Here is a 16,791-nt window from a genome sequence, read left to right on the forward strand (position 1 = left end):
ACCGTGAAACGACTCCACGCCGATGATAGTGCGGATTGCCCGTGTGAAAGTAGGTAATCGTCAGGCTCCCATGCAGAAAACAGAAACCCCACCCAGAAAGGTGGGGTTTCTGTCGTTTACGGCCATGAATTCGCGAGCAGAAGGCAGTCGCATATACCGCCTACCGCTCCAAAACCGCCCCGATCGACGCTGCTACTCCCTGCCAATCCGCAGCGCATCCGCATAACCCGTCAGTTCCAGATAGGCTCGTCCCACATCCGCGCCATCGCGGCTCACGTGCACCGCGCCTTCCCAGTACACCGCGCCCGTCGATTGACGGGAATCCAGTTCCTGGTCGTCCATGAGCGGATCGAGCCGCCATGTCAGCGGTCCCGTTTTAACCGACATCGAGACAGGATACGACGTGTTCGTCCGCGGCGAACGCCACGCGCGAATCGGTGTGAATTCGACTTCATCGGCGCTGAATTGCGTGACCTGACCATCGGATTTGCGCAGCGCCGCGTGCGCCCACATGGCCTGTCCATCGCGACTACGCACCTTGAACGCCATCAAAGCCGAGCCGTCGGCGAGATTCGCACCCAGCCAATCCCATCCGACGGCATTTGCGTCGAGCAAGGTACTCGACCATTCGTGATCGAGCCACGCCATGCCTGTCACCGCAATGTCGCCGCGCGACGAACCGCCGGCGGCGACCGGCCGCACGACACTACCGCTCACGCGTAATTGAGGCTCGCTGTAGTAATAACTCGCCTGCTCGGGCCGCGGACCTTTGCGCGAATAGCCGCGCTCGCCCTGAACCAACGGCGCTTGAGAGGGCGTCAGCACGAGATGCAATGAGAAGCCGTTCGCGTCGGCAGTGACGTTGTAGCGACCGTTATCGGCGCGGACGATTTTCCAGGTGTCGAGTTTGACGTCCGTATTAGCCGGCTTCGCATAGGCGAGCCCGAAACCTTCGCGCGCGATGCGCTGATCGTGCGCAAGATGGCCAAGAGCCGGATCGCTCAATGCAGCATGCGCGATGATCAACTGCGACGGCGCAAAGGCACTCGGATCGTCGCTGTCGTGTCCGGTCGCCGAGCGGAAAAAGGTGATCTGAAACCCGAGCGGATGATTATCGGGCGTGGTCAGCCAACCCGTCGCGTACCACCACTCGGTGCGAAACGCCGGGTGCGCGCCGCTGTCCTGCGGCAACGCGATCGCATGGTCCGGCGTGACCGCGGCAAACTCGGGCGCGGCAGCGAAAGCGTTCGATGCAGTCAGCGCAACGACGCACAACAGCCCGAGCATTCGCTGTCGATTCATCCCCTGCGCGCACGCGCCCGATCCATCGCAAGAGCGCGAGAGAGCGCGTGGCATGGCGCGCATCGCGTGGCGTATCCGCCTCAGCGGCAAAACCACCATCACCAATCCTCCTTCACCGCACGCACCGCATTCACCGACACCGCGCCGCGTCCCGCGATCACCGCCGTCGAACACGAGGACACCAGCATGACCAGCGCGACGGTCGCCAGCACCGTCCACGGCACATGCAGCGACATGGTCCAATGAAACGACTGCGGATTGACCACGAACACCAGAATCAGACTGATCGCAAAACCCAGTGTGAAACCCATGGCGATACCGCAAGCGGTGAGCATGCCGCCTTCGAGCGCGAGAATGCCCAGTACCTGCGACCGGGTCACGCCGACGTGCCGCAGCATGCCGAACTCACGCGCCCGCGCGAGCGTCTGCGCGGAGAAGGTCGCTGCCACGCCGAACAGGCCGATCACGATCGCGACCGCCTCGAGAAGATACGTGACCGCGAAACTTCGATCGAAGATGACGAGCGTACGCGCGCGGATTTCTCCCGGTTGCGCAAGCTCCAGTGACGCGCCGAAGGGCAGAGCGCGCAGCCCTGCAATCACGTGCTCAACCGCCTCCCTGGGTTGCACGGCGACCGCGACGTCGGTCGCGCTCGTGTCGCCGGTCAGGCGGCGATAGTCCGCGAGCCGTATCTGAATCGCGCCGGTTTGCCGTACGTAGTCGCGCCATACGCCTGCCACCACGAACACCTGTGCCGTTTTGCCAAGCGGCAATCGCACCCGTTGTCCCAGCTTGTAGCCATACAGGTCGACCATGGCTTCGGATACCCAGATCGGCGTTTCATCCGCGTGCCAATCCGCGGGATGCAGCACCGCGCCCTTCATCTGCAGATTCGCGCCGGGATCGGCCGCGTCGATTTCGCGGGCAAGCATCACGACGTCCGGCCGTGCCGGGTCGAGCGTGAGATGCGCGGTACGGGAAAACGCGGCGGTCCGGATGCCGGGCACGGCGGCCACCAGCGCCTGCTCATCCGGCCGCAACCCGCCCGTGTCGCCGTTCGGCGCGACCCGCACGTACAGATCCGCGGATAGCAGATGGATCAGCCAGTCTTCGACGGAAATGCGGAAGCTCGCCACCATGATCGCCATCGCGACGATCAACGCAAAGCTCGACAACACGCCGCCCATGGCAATCGACGCATGGCCAGGCGCATTCGCGAGACGCGCCAGCGCCAGCGTACCGGCGGCCCCCGCGCGACCTCGTTTGCCGAACGCACGGCTAACGGCGCCGAACACCAGCGCGGTGACGCGTGGCATCAATGCAATGCCGCCGACCAGCAACAACGCGACCGCCAGATAGCCGCCGACCGGCGTATCGAACCACGGCGGCATCTGCGTGAGCACGGCGGCGGCCAACAGACACAGCAACGCGGGCCACGGCGTGGCGAGTCTCGCCAACGCGCCTTCTTCGGCGCCGGCCTTGAGCGCTGCGGCGGGTCGCGCGCGGGCCGCCTCCAATGCCGGCGCGAGGCTACCCAAGACCGACACGGCCATGCCGAGCGCCAGAAACACGGCGGTCGCCAACGGTTCGAAACCGACTTGAGGCTGCACGCCGGGAAAATAGCCGCCGCCCAGATCGCTGCCGAAAAACCGCAGCGCGCCGCTCGCCAATGCATAGCCGAGCGCGAGTCCGGACAGCGCGCCGAGCAGGCCGAGCAGTGCGCCCTCAATCAGGATCTGACGCAGCAGTTGAGCGCGCGTCAGACCCAGCACACGCAACATGGCGAACTGCGCGCGCCGTCGCACGACGCTCAATGCCTGGGTCGAAAACACCAGAAACGCGCCGGTGAACAACGCGACCAGCGCAAGCACATTCATATTGATCCGGTAAGCGCGCGACAGACGATCCGTGCGGCTTTCGGCATCGCGTGTTTCCGCGATCACCCAACGGCGGCCGAGCTGCGTCTGCAGCTCCTCTTTGAAGCGTTCGCGATTCACGCCACGCTCGAGTTGCACGTCGACGCGCGACAGCTTGCCGAGCTTGCCGAATTTCCACTGCGCCGCGGCGATGTCCATCACGGCGAGCCGCTGGCCCGGCCGTGTCCTGACCAGGCCACCCGCGACGCGAAAACGCACGATCGCCGTGCCGCTTTGCAGCGCGAGCAGATCGCCGGTTTTCACGTTGAGCCATTGTTGTGCGGCCGCGGAGAGGAATACTGTATCGGATGCGAGCGTATCGAACGGATGCGCGGTCGACGGCACGCCGATCAGATCCGGCGCGATCCGGCCGGCCTTGAAGACGTCGATGCCGAGTAGCGGCAGGGCGGCGTTCTGGCCCGGCACGGTGACGTCGAGCGCCAGCACGGGACTGGCGAGCGCCACGCCGGGTTGGTCGGCGAGTTGCGGATAGATGGACTCGTCGAACCAGGCTTGCGCGCCGCGCACCTGCAAATCGGCCTCGCCGGAAAGGCTGCGGGCCGCCGCGGAGAATTCGTTGAACGCCGCGCTGTTGATCAACTGCACCGCGTAACCCAGCGCCACGCCGAGCGCGATCGTTGCAATTGCAACCAGCGCGCGGCCACGACGACTGCGCCATTCCGCGCCTAACAACCAGCGCGCGAGCACGCGATGTCCTTGCATTCGCAACGATTGGTTCGAGTTAGCGGACATGGCTCAGGAGCGCGCCGGGACGCGAGCCTGGCCCGAGCTGCCACGCGCCGGCGCATCGCCCAACGCATGCAAGCCACCCTCGCTGAGAATCAGAATACGATCGGCCACCGCCGCCGCGGCCTCCGAGTGCGTGACCATGATGGTGGCCGCGCCGGTCGCCTTGCTTTGCGCGCGAAACAGACCGAGCACGTCGTGCGCGGTATCGGGGTCGAGGTTGCCGGTGGGTTCGTCGGCGAGAATCAGTTTCGGCCGATGCACGAGCGCGCGCGCAATAGCCACGCGCTGCAGTTCGCCGCCGGAGAGTTGCCTCGGAAAATCGTCGCCACGTCCGTCCAATCCGACTGCCGCGAGCATGTCGAGCGCGCCATCCGCGGGTAATTCGTTGAGTAACAACGGCAGCGCGACGTTCTGCGCCAGCGTCAGGTGCGGCAGCACGTGAAATGCCTGAAACACGAAGCCGAGTTTTTGCCGGCGCAGGCGGGTCGCCGCGTTGTCGTCGAGATGCGCAATAGGGCTGCCGTCGATGATCACGTCGCCGCTATCCGCGCTGTCGAGGCCGGCAATCAGATTGAGCAGCGTCGATTTGCCGACGCCCGAGTCGCCCATGATCGCGACGAATTCACCGCGCCTCAGGATGAAGTCGAGTCGCGCCAGTACGACTCGACCGGCGCCATAGGTTTTGCTGAGGCCGCGGCATTCGAGTGCGGGCACGACGTCTTCATCAGGCATGCGGTTTCCGAAAGTGAGGCCGACGATCGATCAGGCGCGCGCATGACGCGCACCGATGGCGGATGTGGCTGAACGCCGCCGCCGAACCGCCGAAGTATATTCGGCTTCTGTAAGCCGCGCAGTCCGCCGCCGCGATTGTCGAGGCTACGCCGAAGAAGCAAGGGTCAGCAGCGAGTGACGCCGTTTTCGAGCGCGTATCGACGTTTCTCTAGAGTGCGGGATCAAAAAATATTTCGACTTCAACCCGCGCGAAATTTTTGCCAGCCATCCGAAAATGACCTCGGGAAGACCCTGGGACACGGTGGCGGTTATTCCGGCGCATGCACCAAGCCGAGGCAGCCCCGCAAGAGTCTTCAACTAACGTTTAATTGCAGTCATTTGCCGGCAAAAATTGCGACCCGCACAACGCCAAACCGCCATTGTGCGTCTGCACATTTCTATCCATTTCGCAAGGCCATACGTGGCAATGGCGCATTGACTATGGCGTTACTGCATTGTTGCGCTGCAAAAGTATTCTTATCTTGGTAATCTCCCACCCTTGATCATTCGGCTGCGGGTAAACGTGAGGCGGGCACCCCCGTTTCCACGTCGATTTCAGCGAAATTCAGCCTACATATCCATTTCAATGCTTTCGTTCGTGAAGGCATTGACGCGGCGTTTTGTTTTCAAGTTTTCGACAGAGTTTTCGACAGAGCACATGCCATTGCCTCTTCTTAGCCTACTCATCTGGATCCCTATTGTCGCTGGCCTGGTGGTCTTGCGCGCGGGATCCGACGCGGCACGTAGCCGCACCCGCTGGATCGCGCTGGTTGGCGCGGTGGCGGGTTTCCTGCCGGTGATTCCGCTGGTCGCGAATTTCCGCAATGACGTGACGTCGATGCAGTTCGTCGAGAACGTTCAGTGGTCGCCGACCTTCGACATCGCGTGGCATGTGGGTGTCGACGGCATTTCGCTGTGGCTCGTCGCGCTGACGGCACTGACGACCATCATTATCGTGGTCGCTTCGTGGGAGTCGATCACCGAGCGCACCGCGCAGTACTTCGGCGCGTTCCTGATGCTGTCGGGTTTCATGCAGGGCGTGTTCACGTCGCTCGACGGCATGCTGTTCTTCATCTCGTTCGAAGCGACGCTGATTCCGCTGTACCTGCTGATCGGCACGTGGGGCCAGGCGAACCGCCGCTACGCCGCGATCAAGTTCTTCTTCGTGTCGTTCCTCGGCTCGCTGCTGATGCTGATGTCGATGCTCTATCTATATAGCCAGACGCACAGCTTCGACCTCGCCCTGTGGCGCGAGACGCATCTCGGCACGTGGCCGCAGGTGCTGATTTTCCTCGGCTTCCTCGCGGCATTCGGCGTGAAGGTGCCGATGTGGCCGCTGCATACGTGGCTGCCGGACGTTCACCTGGATGGCCCAACCGGCGCCGCCGTGATGATCGGCATGCTGAAGCTGGGCGGCTACGGTCTGCTGCGTTTCGCGCTGCCGATCGCACCGCAGGCCAGCCACTTCTTCGCGCCGATGATGATCACGCTCTCGCTGATCGCGGTGATCTATTCGAGCCTGCTGGCGCTCGTGCAAACCGACATGCGCCGCCTGCTCGCGTATTCGACCATCTCGCACATGGGCCTCGTGACGCTCGGCCTGTTCGTCTTCAACCGTATCGGCCAGGCCGGCGCGATCGTGCAGATGCTGTCGTACGGCGTGGTGTCCGGCGCGATGCTGCTGTGTACGGGCATGTTGTACGACCGCACCAGGACCGCCTCGATCGCCGAATACGGCGGTGTCGCGAACACCATGCCGCGCTTCGCCGCGTTCGTGATGCTGTTCTCGATGGCCAACATCGGTCTGCCGGGCACGTCGGGTTTCGTCGGCGAGTTCATGGTACTGATGGGCGCGATCCGCTTCAATTTCTGGATCGGCGCGATGGCCGCTTCCACGCTGGTCCTGAGCGCGGCGTACACGCTGTGGATGTACAAGCGCGTGATCTTCGGCGCGATCGCCAATGCGCGCGTCGCCAAACTCAAGGATCTGGGCAACCGCGAATTCATGTTGCTCGGCGCGATGGCGCTGCTGGTGCTGGTGATCGGCCTCAATCCGAAGCCCTTCACCGACGCGATCGATCCGTCGGTCGGCACGCTGCTGGCTCAATCGGAACGTTCGGTGCATCCGTCGGACTCCGCGCCTGATGGTGGCGAGCATCTGCAGGCAGCGGCGCCCGCGCCGGCTGCCGCAACGACCCGCACGCCGGGTTGAGGGGAATGAAGCATTTCGCTGCTGCAGCATCCGGAGCATGGGGCTGCAGTGTCGATCTGCTTTTTTCAGTCTGGCACAAGTCTCTTCGCATGCCTCTGACGCAGCGCAACCCTTCGGGTCGCCCTGCGTTTTATTGCTTGTTTGAAGGGACTTTCGTGCTGTGACGGTTGTTTGAAGCTCGGCAAGAGAGCACGGCAAGTACTGATCCTCGCGCAGGCCTGCGGCAACGTGTCGCACAGTGCTGCGACGCAATAGATCGTTGCTAAATCGAGGCTTTATTAGCGCTTGACGTGCCCCTACTATGCGAGCGCTTACTAATGGAGAGCGGTCGAATGACGTTCGTTGAAGTCGTAAAAAAGAGGCAATGGATATGAAAGGAAAGACTCTGCGGGGGTCGATCGGTTTCCTGTCCACGAGCCTCGTGTTGTTGCTCTCGGGTTGCAGCAACCTCGATATTTTGAATCCGAAGGGGAGTGTGGGTCTGGCGGAACGCGAGCTGATCGCAACCTCCACCTGGGCCATGCTGATCGTCGTCATTCCGGTGATTGCGCTGACGTTGCTGTTCGCTTGGCGTTATCGCGCGTCGAACAGGAGCGCGGACTATCAACCGGGCTGGACCCATTCGACCGGTATTGAAATCGCCATCTGGACGATTCCCACGCTGATCATTCTGTTCCTCGCCGTCCTGACGTGGAAGACCACGCACGAACTCGATCCGTACAAGCCGCTCGAGTCGCAGGTCAAGCCGATCAACGTCGAAGTCGTCGCACTCGACTGGAAGTGGCTGTTCATCTATCCGGACCTCGGCATCGCGTCCGTGAACCAGTTGGCGATTCCGGTCGGCACGCCGGTGAACTTCGTGATCACGTCCGACACGGTGATGAACTCGTTCTTCATTCCGCAACTCGGCGGCCAGATCTACGCCATGGCCGGCATGCAAACGCGTCTGCATCTGATTGCGGACGAAGCCGGCAATTTCGCGGGCCAGTCGGCCAACTTCAGCGGCAAGGGCTTCTCGGACATGAAGTTCCGTACGCTCGCTTCGTCGCCGGAAGAGTTCAACGCGTGGGTCGCGAAGGTACGCGCTTCGTCGGACAACCTCAGCATGGACCGCTACCACACGGTATCGGCGCCGAGCGAGAAGGACCCGGTGCGCTACTTCTCGTCGGTCGATCCGAAGCTCTTTCACAACATCATTGCCCGATACAACAACGGTAACGTCATCGACAACATGAATGACGCTAACTGTGCGCCAAAGGGTAAGGGGTAACGCATGTTCGGCAAACTCTCACTAGACTCGATTCCGTACCACGAGCCCATCATCATGGTCACGGCCGTGATGATCGCGCTTGGCGGTGCGACGGTGCTGGGTCTGATCACCTATTTCGGCAAGTGGCGCTACCTGTGGACCGAGTGGCTTACGTCGGTCGACCACAAGAAGCTCGGCGTGATGTACATCGTCGTTGCGCTGATCATGCTGTTCCGCGGCTTCGCGGACGCGATCATGATGCGTCTGCAGCAAGCCCTCGCTTATGCGAACCCGGGCTACCTGCCGCCGCATCACTACGACCAGGTGTTCACGGCGCACGGCGTCATCATGATTTTCTTCATGGCGATGGCGTTCATGATCGGCCTGATGAACATCATCGTGCCGCTGCAGATCGGCGCGCGCGACGTGGCGTTCCCGTTCATCAACTCGCTGAGCTTCTGGATGACGGCAGTCAGCGCGATCCTGATCAACATCTCGCTGGTGATCGGTGAATTCGCGCAAACGGGCTGGCTGGCTTATCCGCCGCTCTCCGAGTTGCAGTTCAGTCCGGGTGTCGGGGTCGACTATTACCTGTGGAGCTTGCAGCTCTCCGGTATCGGTACCTTGCTGACCGGCGTGAACTTCTTCGCCACGATCGTGAAGATGCGCGCCCCGGGCATGACCTTCATGAAGATGCCGGTGTTCACGTGGACCGCGCTCTGCACCAACGTGCTGATCATGGCGTCGTTCCCGATCCTGACCGTGACGCTCGCGCTACTAGGTCTGGACCGCTACCTCGGCATGCACTTCTTCACGAACGACGGCGGCGGCAACGCCATGATGTACCTGAACCTGATCTGGGCATGGGGTCACCCCGAGGTGTACATCCTGATCCTGCCGGCGTTCGGTATTTTCTCGGAAGTCGTGGCGACCTTCGCCAAGAAGCCGCTGTTCGGCTACAAAACGATGGTGTGGGCGACCTGCGCGATCATGGTGCTGTCGTTCCTCGTGTGGCTGCATCACTTCTTCACGATGGGTTCGGGCGCCGACGTCAACGCGTTCTTCGGTATTGCCACGATGGTCATTGCAATCCCGACCGGCGTGAAGGTGTTCAACTGGCTGTTCACGATCTACAAGGGCCGTCTGGAATTCACGCCGCCGATCCTGTGGACCATCGGCTTCATGATCACGTTCACCATCGGCGGCATGACCGGCGTGATGATGGCGATCCCGGGCGCGGACTTCGTGCTGCACAACAGCCTGTTCCTGATTGCTCACTTCCACAACGTGATTATCGGTGGCGTGTTGTTCGGCTATCTGGCCGGCTTCAACTACTGGTTCCCGAAGGCCTTCGGCTTCAAGCTGAATGCAAAGCTGGGCAAGGCTTCGTTCTGGTTCTGGCAGATCGGTTTCTGGGTGGCGTTCACGCCGCTGTACGTGCTCGGCTTCATGGGCATGACGCGTCGTATCAATCACTACGACAACCCGCTGTGGCACCCGTGGCTGATCCTGGCCGCGGCTGGTGCTGCCTTGATCGCTGTCGGTATCGCTTTGCAGGTGCTGCAGATCGTCGTCAGTATTCGCGACCGCAATCTGCCGCAGAACCGCGACCTCACGGGCGATCCGTGGGACGGCCATACGCTGGAATGGGCCATGAGCTCGCCGCCGCCGTCGTATAACTTCGCCATCATTCCGACCGTGCGCAAGCTGGACGCGTTCGCCGACATGAAAGCGGACAAGAGTGCGCAAGCCAAGCCGGTGTACCGCGACATTCACATGCCGTCGAACACGTCGGCGGGTCTGATCGCGGCCATGTTCTCGCTGGTGCTCGGCTTTGCCGGTGTCTGGCACATCTGGTGGCTGGCTATCATCGGTCTGGTCGGCTCGATCGGCACCGTGATCGTCTATAGCTTCCAGAAGAACGAAGGCTATTACATCCCGGCGGCGGAAGTCGCGGCGATCGAAGAGAAGCAGCGCTCGGGCGCAGGCGCCCGGCTGGCGATGGAGGTGGATTAATGTCGAGCAATACACTTAACGCGGGCGCAGCCGCGGGCGCGCAGCACCACGACGCGGATCACGTGCCGTCGCATTCGGTGTTCGGTTTCTGGCTGTACCTGATGACCGACTGCATCATCTTCGCGGCGCTGTTCGCCGTGTTCGCGGTGATGGGCCATCAGTTCGCCGGCGGCCCGACGGCCAAGGACCTGTTCGAGATTCCGGGCGTCGCGCTCGAAACCACCATGCTGCTGCTGAGCAGTATCACGTATGGTTTCGCGATGCTGGGCGCGTACAAGAACCGCAAGGGCGTATTGCTCTTCTGGCTCGGCGTGACGTTCCTGCTCGGCCTGTCGTTCCTGGTGCTGGAATTGCGCGAGTTCTCGCACCTCATCGCCGAAGGCGCGGGTCCGAGCCGTAGCGCGTTCCTGTCGTCGTTCTTCACGCTGGTCGGCACGCACGGTCTGCACGTCACGTTCGGCCTGATCTGGATGGTGGTGCTCGCCATTCAGGTGATGCGTCACCGCGACCTGACCGAACGCGACATGATTCGCCTGACGTGCCTGAGCCTTTTCTGGCACTTTCTGGACGTCGTGTGGATCGGCGTCTTCACCTTTGTCTACCTTGCGAGCGTGATCTAAATGGACCATAGCCATAACGCACACTCGGGTGAAGGTCACGGCAGCCTCGGCAGCTATACGATCGGTTTCATTCTCTCCGTCGTTCTGACTGTCGCGGCCTTCGGCCTCGTCATGACGGGCACGTTGAGCGGTGAGAATGCACTGCTCGCGATCGCGGGTCTCGCGTTCGTGCAGATCGTCGTTCACCTGGTGTTCTTCCTGCATTTGAATTCGTCGTCGGCGCAGCGTTGGAACGTGATGGCGTTCGCCTTCACGGTGCTGACCGCGGTGATCGTGATCGGCGGCACGTTGTGGGTCATGCATAACGTCAGCATGCACATGATGTCCCGCTAAACGGAAAACGCAGCTTGTTGTTGAAAAGCCCCGCAAGGCGAAAGTCTTGCGGGGCTTTTTTTGCTGCGATGCGTAGCGCGGCTACTTCCAGTTCTATTGCGTGCGATGCCAGAGACACTGCCGGACGCGCCATGCCGCATGACGTATTCCGTTGCGCGTCCAACGAATCGCCTTGAGCAGCGGCCGCATGCGGTTGCCGCGCACTTTGTCGAGCGGGCGGGCCGCTTGCGGCGCGAGTTGGTCCACCACGGCCTCCGGCGTGGTGAAGAGGCGCGTGCGCCAGTCCCAGTAGAGTGGATAGCGCAGCAGCGCGCCCGCGCACAGCATGTCGAGCGTCAACGTGCGGTGCCGCCACGGCAGCGGTGCAAGGGCGTCGTGAGTCAGGCCCCAGCCAGCGTAGAACGGTAGCCCGTAGGTGAAGACCGCTTTGCCGCGTAATAGCGCGTCGAAGCCGGCCAGCGACGATAGCGTATGAACCTCATGCGCCGCGTCGACGAGCGACAGCAGGTCGCTTTCCGTGTCGACGACATCCGCGAGTTGCTGCGCGTCGACGAGTCCCTGGCGATTGCCCGACAGCACGTCGGGGTGCGGTTTGTAGACCACGAAAGCATCGGGGCGCAGTCTGCGCACTTCGCGCAGCAACGCATCGGCCGTGCCGATTGCGCGCGTGCCGAGACGGATCGACGCGTCGTCCGCCACCTGGCCGGGGACCAGCACGATCTGTTTGCCCGCCGGCGCGGTCCAGGCGGGCCGCCGACGACCGAGGTTGTACTTGGTGACACCGAGTTTCACGACCTTGTCGCGCAAGGCCGCCGCACGCGCCAATTCGGCTTCGGTGAAGGCGGTTTCGTTCAGCAGTACGCTCAGATCGCTGGGCTGGCTCGCGTCGAAATAGAGGCCACGACGATCGATCACCTGGCTGCGCGGCGCGATCATGTCCGAGCCGAGGCCGGTGGAATGAAAAAACCCGTCTTCGATGCGAACCCGCTGAACCTCGGGCGCGAGGCCTGCCGCGCTGCGAGCGCCCCAGAGTACCGCGCATTCGCCGGTTCGCACCGTTTGCGGCGTTCGGGTCCAGCGCAATGCGCTGCCACTGGCGCTAATGTACGGCGTTGCGAACGGGCGCTTCCACCATTGGAAGCGGATGCCCACCACGTTCCGCAAATCGGCGAAGCGCCGTTGCACCGCATACTGCAATTCGATGCTGTCGAGCAGATCGTCGAGCGTGCCGGGCGTATGGGTGGCCGGATTCAGGTAGCGGGTGAAGCGCAGGAAGACGACTTCGAACAGGGCGGCGAGCGTGGGCCGGGCGGTGCGCAGTGGAAAGGGCAGATCGTCGGTGGTTAGCCCCCAGCCTGCGTAATAAGGCGCGCCGAACGTGTGAACCTGAACGCCCGCGAGCAGCGCCTGCATGCCTTCCGATGCGCCGATCGTATAGACGTGATCGACATGAGCCAGCGCGGCGCACAACGACTCATGTCCGGCCACACGTTGAATGCCTGGTGGCAACCTGTCCGTCGATGCCGACAGCCAGCGCCCACTGCCCTGGTCGTCCGATTGCGCGATCCAGAAATCGGCGTGCGGATGATTCGCGCGCGCGGCCTGTAGCATGCGCGCGAATGCATCCGATGAGTTGGGTGTTGCGATTGCGCCGAGACCGCGGGAGTGCGCACGCTCGTCGATGAGCATTACGCGGGTGGTGCGCCTGGCTTCAAACAGAGCGGCAGGGCAGTTGTTCTGCAAGCGCCGCGCGGTCGACGCGTGACTGCGCGCGAAACGTTGCATCAGAGGTTCGACGGCTTCCGCGGTGTTCTGCTCGTCGTCTTCAACGCCGCGGCTTAGCGCCGAATTCAATGCCGCGGCAAACGCTTCGGCGCGACCATCGCGCAGCGGTGCGACGAACCACGAAAGTAAGGGTGTGCCCGAGGGCCCGCGCGACCAGACGGGGCCGGGCCAGGTTGCGTCGATGCGTTGCTTCATCTAGCGCAGCGTCTCGAGAAAGCCGTCGACGTGTTCGAAATGCTCTGCCCACGTTGGCTCGCGAAAGTTCTCGATACGCTTCAACTGCGCATCTCGTTCGGGACTATCCGCGTGAGCATAGGACTGAATGCGGGCGAGCCAGCCGGGACCATCCAGCGGGTCGAGGTACTCGGGAATGTGGTCAGCGATTTCGTGGAATACGTCCAGATCGCTCGCAAGTACCGGTACTTTGAGTGCGAGTGCTTCGGCGAGCGGCATGCCATAGCCTTCGACAAACGACGGAAACAACAGCGCCTGAGCGTGCTGCAAATAAGCGTGCAACTGCTCGTCGGAACAATGCGCTTCTTCTATCACGACGCCTTTCAGGCTATCGCAGCGCTCCAGCATATCGACGACGTTCTCGCATTCCCAGCCACGCCGGCCGATCACGACGAGTTTCGGCGCGGCCGCGCCGAGTTGTTCGACGAGACGCCGCCATACGTGCAGGATGAACCAGTGGTTCTTGCGCGGCTCGATAGTGCCGAGCATCACGAAATAAGGCGTGGGCAGTGGACGCGCTGCAGCAGGGCGTTGCATGACGCCGGAGGCGAGGCGTGCGACCACGCAGGGCGGCTGATTGAGGCCCGCGCGTTGCGCCTCCGCCGTGAGCGAATCCAGCGTGGCTTGCGAATTCAAGATCAGCCCGTCTGCACGTTTTAATGCCGTATGCATGCGACGCCGATGAACCGCATCGACGCCAGGGCGGCAATATTCTGCGTGCGTCAACGGAATTAAATCGTGAACCATGAATACGGGGCGAATCCGACGCCGCGCCATTGCGTCGTAATAACGGTCGAATTCCATGCCGTTGTGACTGGTGTGCAGCAGAATTCCGTTAAGCCGCGTTTCTCTCAGGCGATTTAGGCAGGCGCGCGCGATAAGCGCGCGAATTGCATTTCGATTTCGCGTAGACGAGAGAAGCCATGCAAACGTTTGCTGCGAATCCCGTTCGCTCAACACTGCGGAAAAGCCGCGTTCGCTGAGAACGGCACGCGCTTTTGCGCCGTATTGTTCTATGTAAGCGAGACCGACGCGATCTACGCCCGTGGGCAAAAGCCCGTCGAATAAGCGTGTTAGAAGACGCGTGACGTCGAGAAAGAGGGTTGACACAAGAGCGTATTGCGGTTTTGTTAGCTGGCGCGCAGAATTTTTTTAGTGTTTCTGCTAAGGATTTTTCTCGACAATGCGCCATTCTACCCGAGTGCATGAGACAATCCGCGCCGAAGTTTTACTTACTAACTCTTGCCAACTGTTGCAATAAATGTCGCGTCTGTCTCGCCGTATGGTTTTTGCTGCAGTCGCCTTTGGGGCGATCTCGCTGAGTGGTTGCTCGAGTATTCCGACTTCCGGGCCCAGTACTTCACAAATCAACAATGCCGGTGTTGCCGCCAATCCGGCGGGAATCCAGATTGTCGATGTGACGGATGACGTCGCACGCAAGCTTTTTGCGGAGCGCAGTATTGGCGATTTCTCCGCTACGTTGGGTAATAGCACGACGTTTCAGCAGCAGCTTGGCGTGGGCGACACGATCGAAGTATCGATCTGGGAGGCGCCGCCCGCCACACTGTTCGGCGCGGCGCAAATCGATTCGAAGGGCGGCACGACCAATGCGCGTGTAACGGTTCTGCCCGACCAGACTATCGATGGCGACGGCAAGATCAATGTGCCTTTCGCCGGCGAATTGAAAGCGGTGGGCCGCACGCCGGCGCAATTGCAACGCGATATCACGGCGCGCTTGAAGAACATCGCGCACGATCCGCAGGTATTGGTGAAGCTCTCGCGCAATGCTACTTCGTACGTCACGGTGGTGGGCGACGTGGCGAGCAGCAACCGGATGCCGCTGAGCGCGCGTGGCGAGCGACTGCTCGACGCCTTGGCGGCCGCTGGTGGCGTCAAGCAGCCGGTCGACAAGATCACGCTTCAGGTCACGCGTGGCGATACCGTGGCGTCATTGCCGCTTGAAACGGTAATTCGCGATCCGCGCCAGAATGTGCCGCTGCATGCGGGCGACGTGGTGACGGCGTTATTTCAGCCGTTCAGTTTTACGTCGCTGGGCGCGACAGGCAAGAATCAGGAAATCAATTTCGAGGCGCAAGGCATTACGCTGGCGCAGGCCTTGGCTCGCGCGGGCGGTCTGGAAGATTCGCGCTCGGACGCGCAAGGCGTGTTTATTTTCCGGCTCGAAGACGCGAAAGCCTTACCGTGGCCGAATACGCCGGTGCGTACCACCGCGGACGGCAAAGTGCCGGTGGTTTATCGCGTGAATCTGCGTGACCCGAATTCGTTCTTCGTCGCGCAGAGCTTCATGATGGATAACAAGGATCTGCTGTATGTGTCGAATGCGCCGATCGCCGAGGTGCAGAAGTTCTTGAATGTGGTGTTCTCGGTGGCGTATCCGGTGATTACGGGGGTTCAGACGTTTAAGTAAGGCCCTTCGCAGCGGCATGCCATTGATGTTGGTCGATCTGCTCTCTTGCTTGGCGATTGATCGAGAGTCGGCAGCCGCTGGTAATTCAAGAGCAAGAGACTTGTAAATCTAAGACCATGAGAGAAATCGCAGTTGTAACGGGTATTACTGGCCAGGACGGGGCGTATCTCGCGCAGTTGTTGCTTGAAAAGGGCTACACCGTTTACGGAACATATCGCCGTACCAGTTCGGTCAATTTTTGGCGCCTTGCCGAAGTGGGTGTGGAGAAGCACCCAAACCTTCACCTCGTCGAATACGACCTTACTGATCTGGCATCCAGTATTCGCCTGTTGCAAACGACAAAAGCTGCCGAAGTGTATAACCTCGCGGCGCAAAGCTTTGTTGGGGTTTCGTTCGATCAGCCGATCACGACCGCGGAAATCACGGGTGTCGGCGCGCTTAATCTGCTCGAGGCCATCCGGATCGTGAATCCAGAAATCCGCTTCTATCAGGCAAGTACTTCGGAAATGTTCGGGAAAGTGCAGGCAATTCCGCAAGTGGAAAGCACGCCGTTCTATCCGCGCAGCCCCTACGGCGTCGCGAAACTGTACGCCCACTGGATGACGATCAATTACCGTGAGAGCTACAACATCTTCGGTAGTAGCGGTATTCTGTTCAACCATGAATCGCCTCTGCGTGGGCGGGAATTCGTCACGCGAAAAATCACGGATAGCATGGCCAAGCTTCGCCGGGGCAACCTGGATGTTCTCGAGCTTGGCAATCTTGACGCGAAACGCGACTGGGGATTCGCCAAAGAGTACGTGGAGGGAATGTGGCGAATGCTGCAGGCATCCAAGCCTGACACCTATGTGCTCGCCACGAACCGTACCGAAACCGTTCGCGATTTCGTTTCAATGGCAGCTCGGGCAGCGGGTTTCCAGTTGGCCTGGGAAGGCCGCGATGTGAACGAAGTCGGCATCGACATGGCAACCAACAAGACCATCGTTAAGATCAACCCGAAATTCCATCGGCCGGCAGAGGTTGAACTGCTTATCGGCGACGCTTCGAAGGCTCAGAAGGAGCTCGGCTGGCAGCCGAAAACGACGCTTGAGGAGTTGTGTCAGATGATGGTGGAGGCTGATATTCGCCGGAATGAGGTGGGGTTTTCGTTTTAGTCAACACATCATCCGGAATAG

General features: G+C 61.3%; 12 protein-coding genes. 7 read left to right on the top strand and 5 right to left on the bottom strand.

The features are described from left to right. Nucleotides 1-192: 192 nt before the first annotated feature. The 3 genes from BX591_RS24395 to BX591_RS24405 all read right to left on the bottom strand — a co-directional run bounded on the left by BX591_RS24395 (nucleotide 193) and on the right by BX591_RS24405 (nucleotide 4,700). Nucleotides 193-1,302 (bottom strand): lipocalin-like domain-containing protein, encoded by a 1,110-nt coding sequence (locus BX591_RS24395; protein WP_111933873.1) that lies wholly within the window; start codon nucleotides 1,300-1,302, stop codon nucleotides 193-195. A gap of 98 nt (nucleotides 1,303-1,400) precedes the next feature. Continuing rightward, nucleotides 1,401-3,941: an FtsX-like permease family protein gene (locus tag BX591_RS24400; protein ID WP_420849411.1), complete on the bottom strand. Its 2,541-nt coding sequence runs from the start codon at nucleotides 3,939-3,941 to the stop codon at nucleotides 1,401-1,403. 33 nt (nucleotides 3,942-3,974) lie between these two features. Continuing rightward, nucleotides 3,975-4,700 (bottom strand): ABC transporter ATP-binding protein, encoded by a 726-nt coding sequence (locus tag BX591_RS24405; RefSeq protein ID WP_111933875.1) that lies wholly within the window; start codon nucleotides 4,698-4,700, stop codon nucleotides 3,975-3,977. Between the two features lie 697 nt (nucleotides 4,701-5,397). On the opposite strand from BX591_RS24405, the gene BX591_RS24410 reads away from it, so the two are divergent. The 5 genes from BX591_RS24410 (at nucleotide 5,398) to cyoD (ending at nucleotide 11,169) form a co-directional block, all read left to right on the top strand. Then, on the top strand, nucleotides 5,398-6,951 hold the full coding sequence (locus BX591_RS24410; RefSeq protein ID WP_111933986.1) for a complex I subunit 4 family protein: 1,554 nt from the start codon (nucleotides 5,398-5,400) through the stop codon (nucleotides 6,949-6,951). Nucleotides 6,952-7,321: 370 nt separating this feature from the next. After that, on the top strand, nucleotides 7,322-8,221 hold the full coding sequence (gene cyoA, locus BX591_RS24415; protein WP_111933987.1) for a ubiquinol oxidase subunit II: 900 nt from the start codon (nucleotides 7,322-7,324) through the stop codon (nucleotides 8,219-8,221). 3 nt (nucleotides 8,222-8,224) lie between these two features. Continuing rightward, nucleotides 8,225-10,216, top strand: coding sequence for a cytochrome o ubiquinol oxidase subunit I (gene cyoB, locus BX591_RS24420; RefSeq protein ID WP_111933876.1), 1,992 nt, complete (start codon nucleotides 8,225-8,227; stop codon nucleotides 10,214-10,216). Further along, the gene (cyoC, locus tag BX591_RS24425; RefSeq protein WP_111933877.1) at nucleotides 10,216-10,836 is read left to right on the top strand and encodes a cytochrome o ubiquinol oxidase subunit III; all 621 of its coding nucleotides are present in this window, start codon (nucleotides 10,216-10,218) and stop codon (nucleotides 10,834-10,836) included. The genes cyoB and cyoC overlap by 1 nt, the downstream gene beginning before the upstream one ends. Further along, entirely contained in the window at nucleotides 10,837-11,169 is a 333-nt protein-coding gene (gene cyoD / locus BX591_RS24430) for a cytochrome o ubiquinol oxidase subunit IV (RefSeq protein WP_035556882.1), read from the top strand. A gap of 93 nt (nucleotides 11,170-11,262) precedes the next feature. Here the strand turns inward: cyoD and BX591_RS24435 are convergent, their stop codons facing one another. Both BX591_RS24435 and BX591_RS24440 read right to left on the bottom strand, forming a co-directional pair. Beyond that, on the bottom strand, nucleotides 11,263-13,149 hold the full coding sequence (locus BX591_RS24435; protein WP_111933878.1) for a capsular polysaccharide export protein, LipB/KpsS family: 1,887 nt from the start codon (nucleotides 13,147-13,149) through the stop codon (nucleotides 11,263-11,265). Continuing rightward, complete coding sequence (locus BX591_RS24440) at nucleotides 13,150-14,298, bottom strand: glycosyltransferase family 4 protein (RefSeq protein WP_111933879.1); 1,149 nt, start codon at nucleotides 14,296-14,298, stop codon at nucleotides 13,150-13,152. Nucleotides 14,299-14,449: 151 nt separating this feature from the next. Here BX591_RS24440 and BX591_RS24445 point away from each other — a divergent pair, with 151 nt between their 5' ends. Beyond that, nucleotides 14,450-15,616 carry a polysaccharide biosynthesis/export family protein gene (locus BX591_RS24445; RefSeq protein WP_111933880.1) on the top strand — a complete coding sequence of 389 codons (1,167 nt, stop codon included), beginning with the start codon at nucleotides 14,450-14,452 and terminating at the stop codon, nucleotides 15,614-15,616. A 116-nt stretch (nucleotides 15,617-15,732) separates the two neighbouring features. Beyond that, nucleotides 15,733-16,770, top strand: a complete 1,038-nt coding sequence (gene gmd / locus BX591_RS24450) for a GDP-mannose 4,6-dehydratase (protein ID WP_111933988.1) — start codon at nucleotides 15,733-15,735, stop codon at nucleotides 16,768-16,770. Nucleotides 16,771-16,791: the final 21 nt, after the last annotated feature.

This window comes from Paraburkholderia bryophila (genome assembly GCF_003269035.1).
In the GTDB taxonomy this organism is placed as follows: Bacteria; Pseudomonadota; Gammaproteobacteria; order Burkholderiales; family Burkholderiaceae; genus Paraburkholderia; species Paraburkholderia bryophila.

Bases quoted from the DNA above. Each gene is read 5' to 3' on its own strand.
- cyoD (WP_035556882.1), top strand. From the start codon at position 10,837: ATGGACCATAGCCATAACGCACACTCGGGTGAAGGTCACGGCAGCCTC.
- BX591_RS24445 (WP_111933880.1), top strand. From the start codon at position 14,450: ATGTCGCGTCTGTCTCGCCGTATGGTTTTTGCTGCAGTCGCCTTTGGG.
- cyoB (WP_111933876.1), top strand. From the start codon at position 8,225: ATGTTCGGCAAACTCTCACTAGACTCGATTCCGTACCACGAGCCCATC.
- gmd (WP_111933988.1), top strand. From the start codon at position 15,733: ATGAGAGAAATCGCAGTTGTAACGGGTATTACTGGCCAGGACGGGGCG.
- cyoC (WP_111933877.1), top strand. From the start codon at position 10,216: ATGTCGAGCAATACACTTAACGCGGGCGCAGCCGCGGGCGCGCAGCAC.
- BX591_RS24395 (WP_111933873.1), bottom strand. From the start codon at position 1,302: ATGAATCGACAGCGAATGCTCGGGCTGTTGTGCGTCGTTGCGCTGACT.
- BX591_RS24405 (WP_111933875.1), bottom strand. From the start codon at position 4,700: ATGCCTGATGAAGACGTCGTGCCCGCACTCGAATGCCGCGGCCTCAGC.
- BX591_RS24410 (WP_111933986.1), top strand. From the start codon at position 5,398: ATGCCATTGCCTCTTCTTAGCCTACTCATCTGGATCCCTATTGTCGCT.
- BX591_RS24400 (WP_420849411.1), bottom strand. From the start codon at position 3,941: ATGCAAGGACATCGCGTGCTCGCGCGCTGGTTGTTAGGCGCGGAATGG.
- BX591_RS24435 (WP_111933878.1), bottom strand. From the start codon at position 13,149: ATGAAGCAACGCATCGACGCAACCTGGCCCGGCCCCGTCTGGTCGCGC.
- cyoA (WP_111933987.1), top strand. From the start codon at position 7,322: ATGAAAGGAAAGACTCTGCGGGGGTCGATCGGTTTCCTGTCCACGAGC.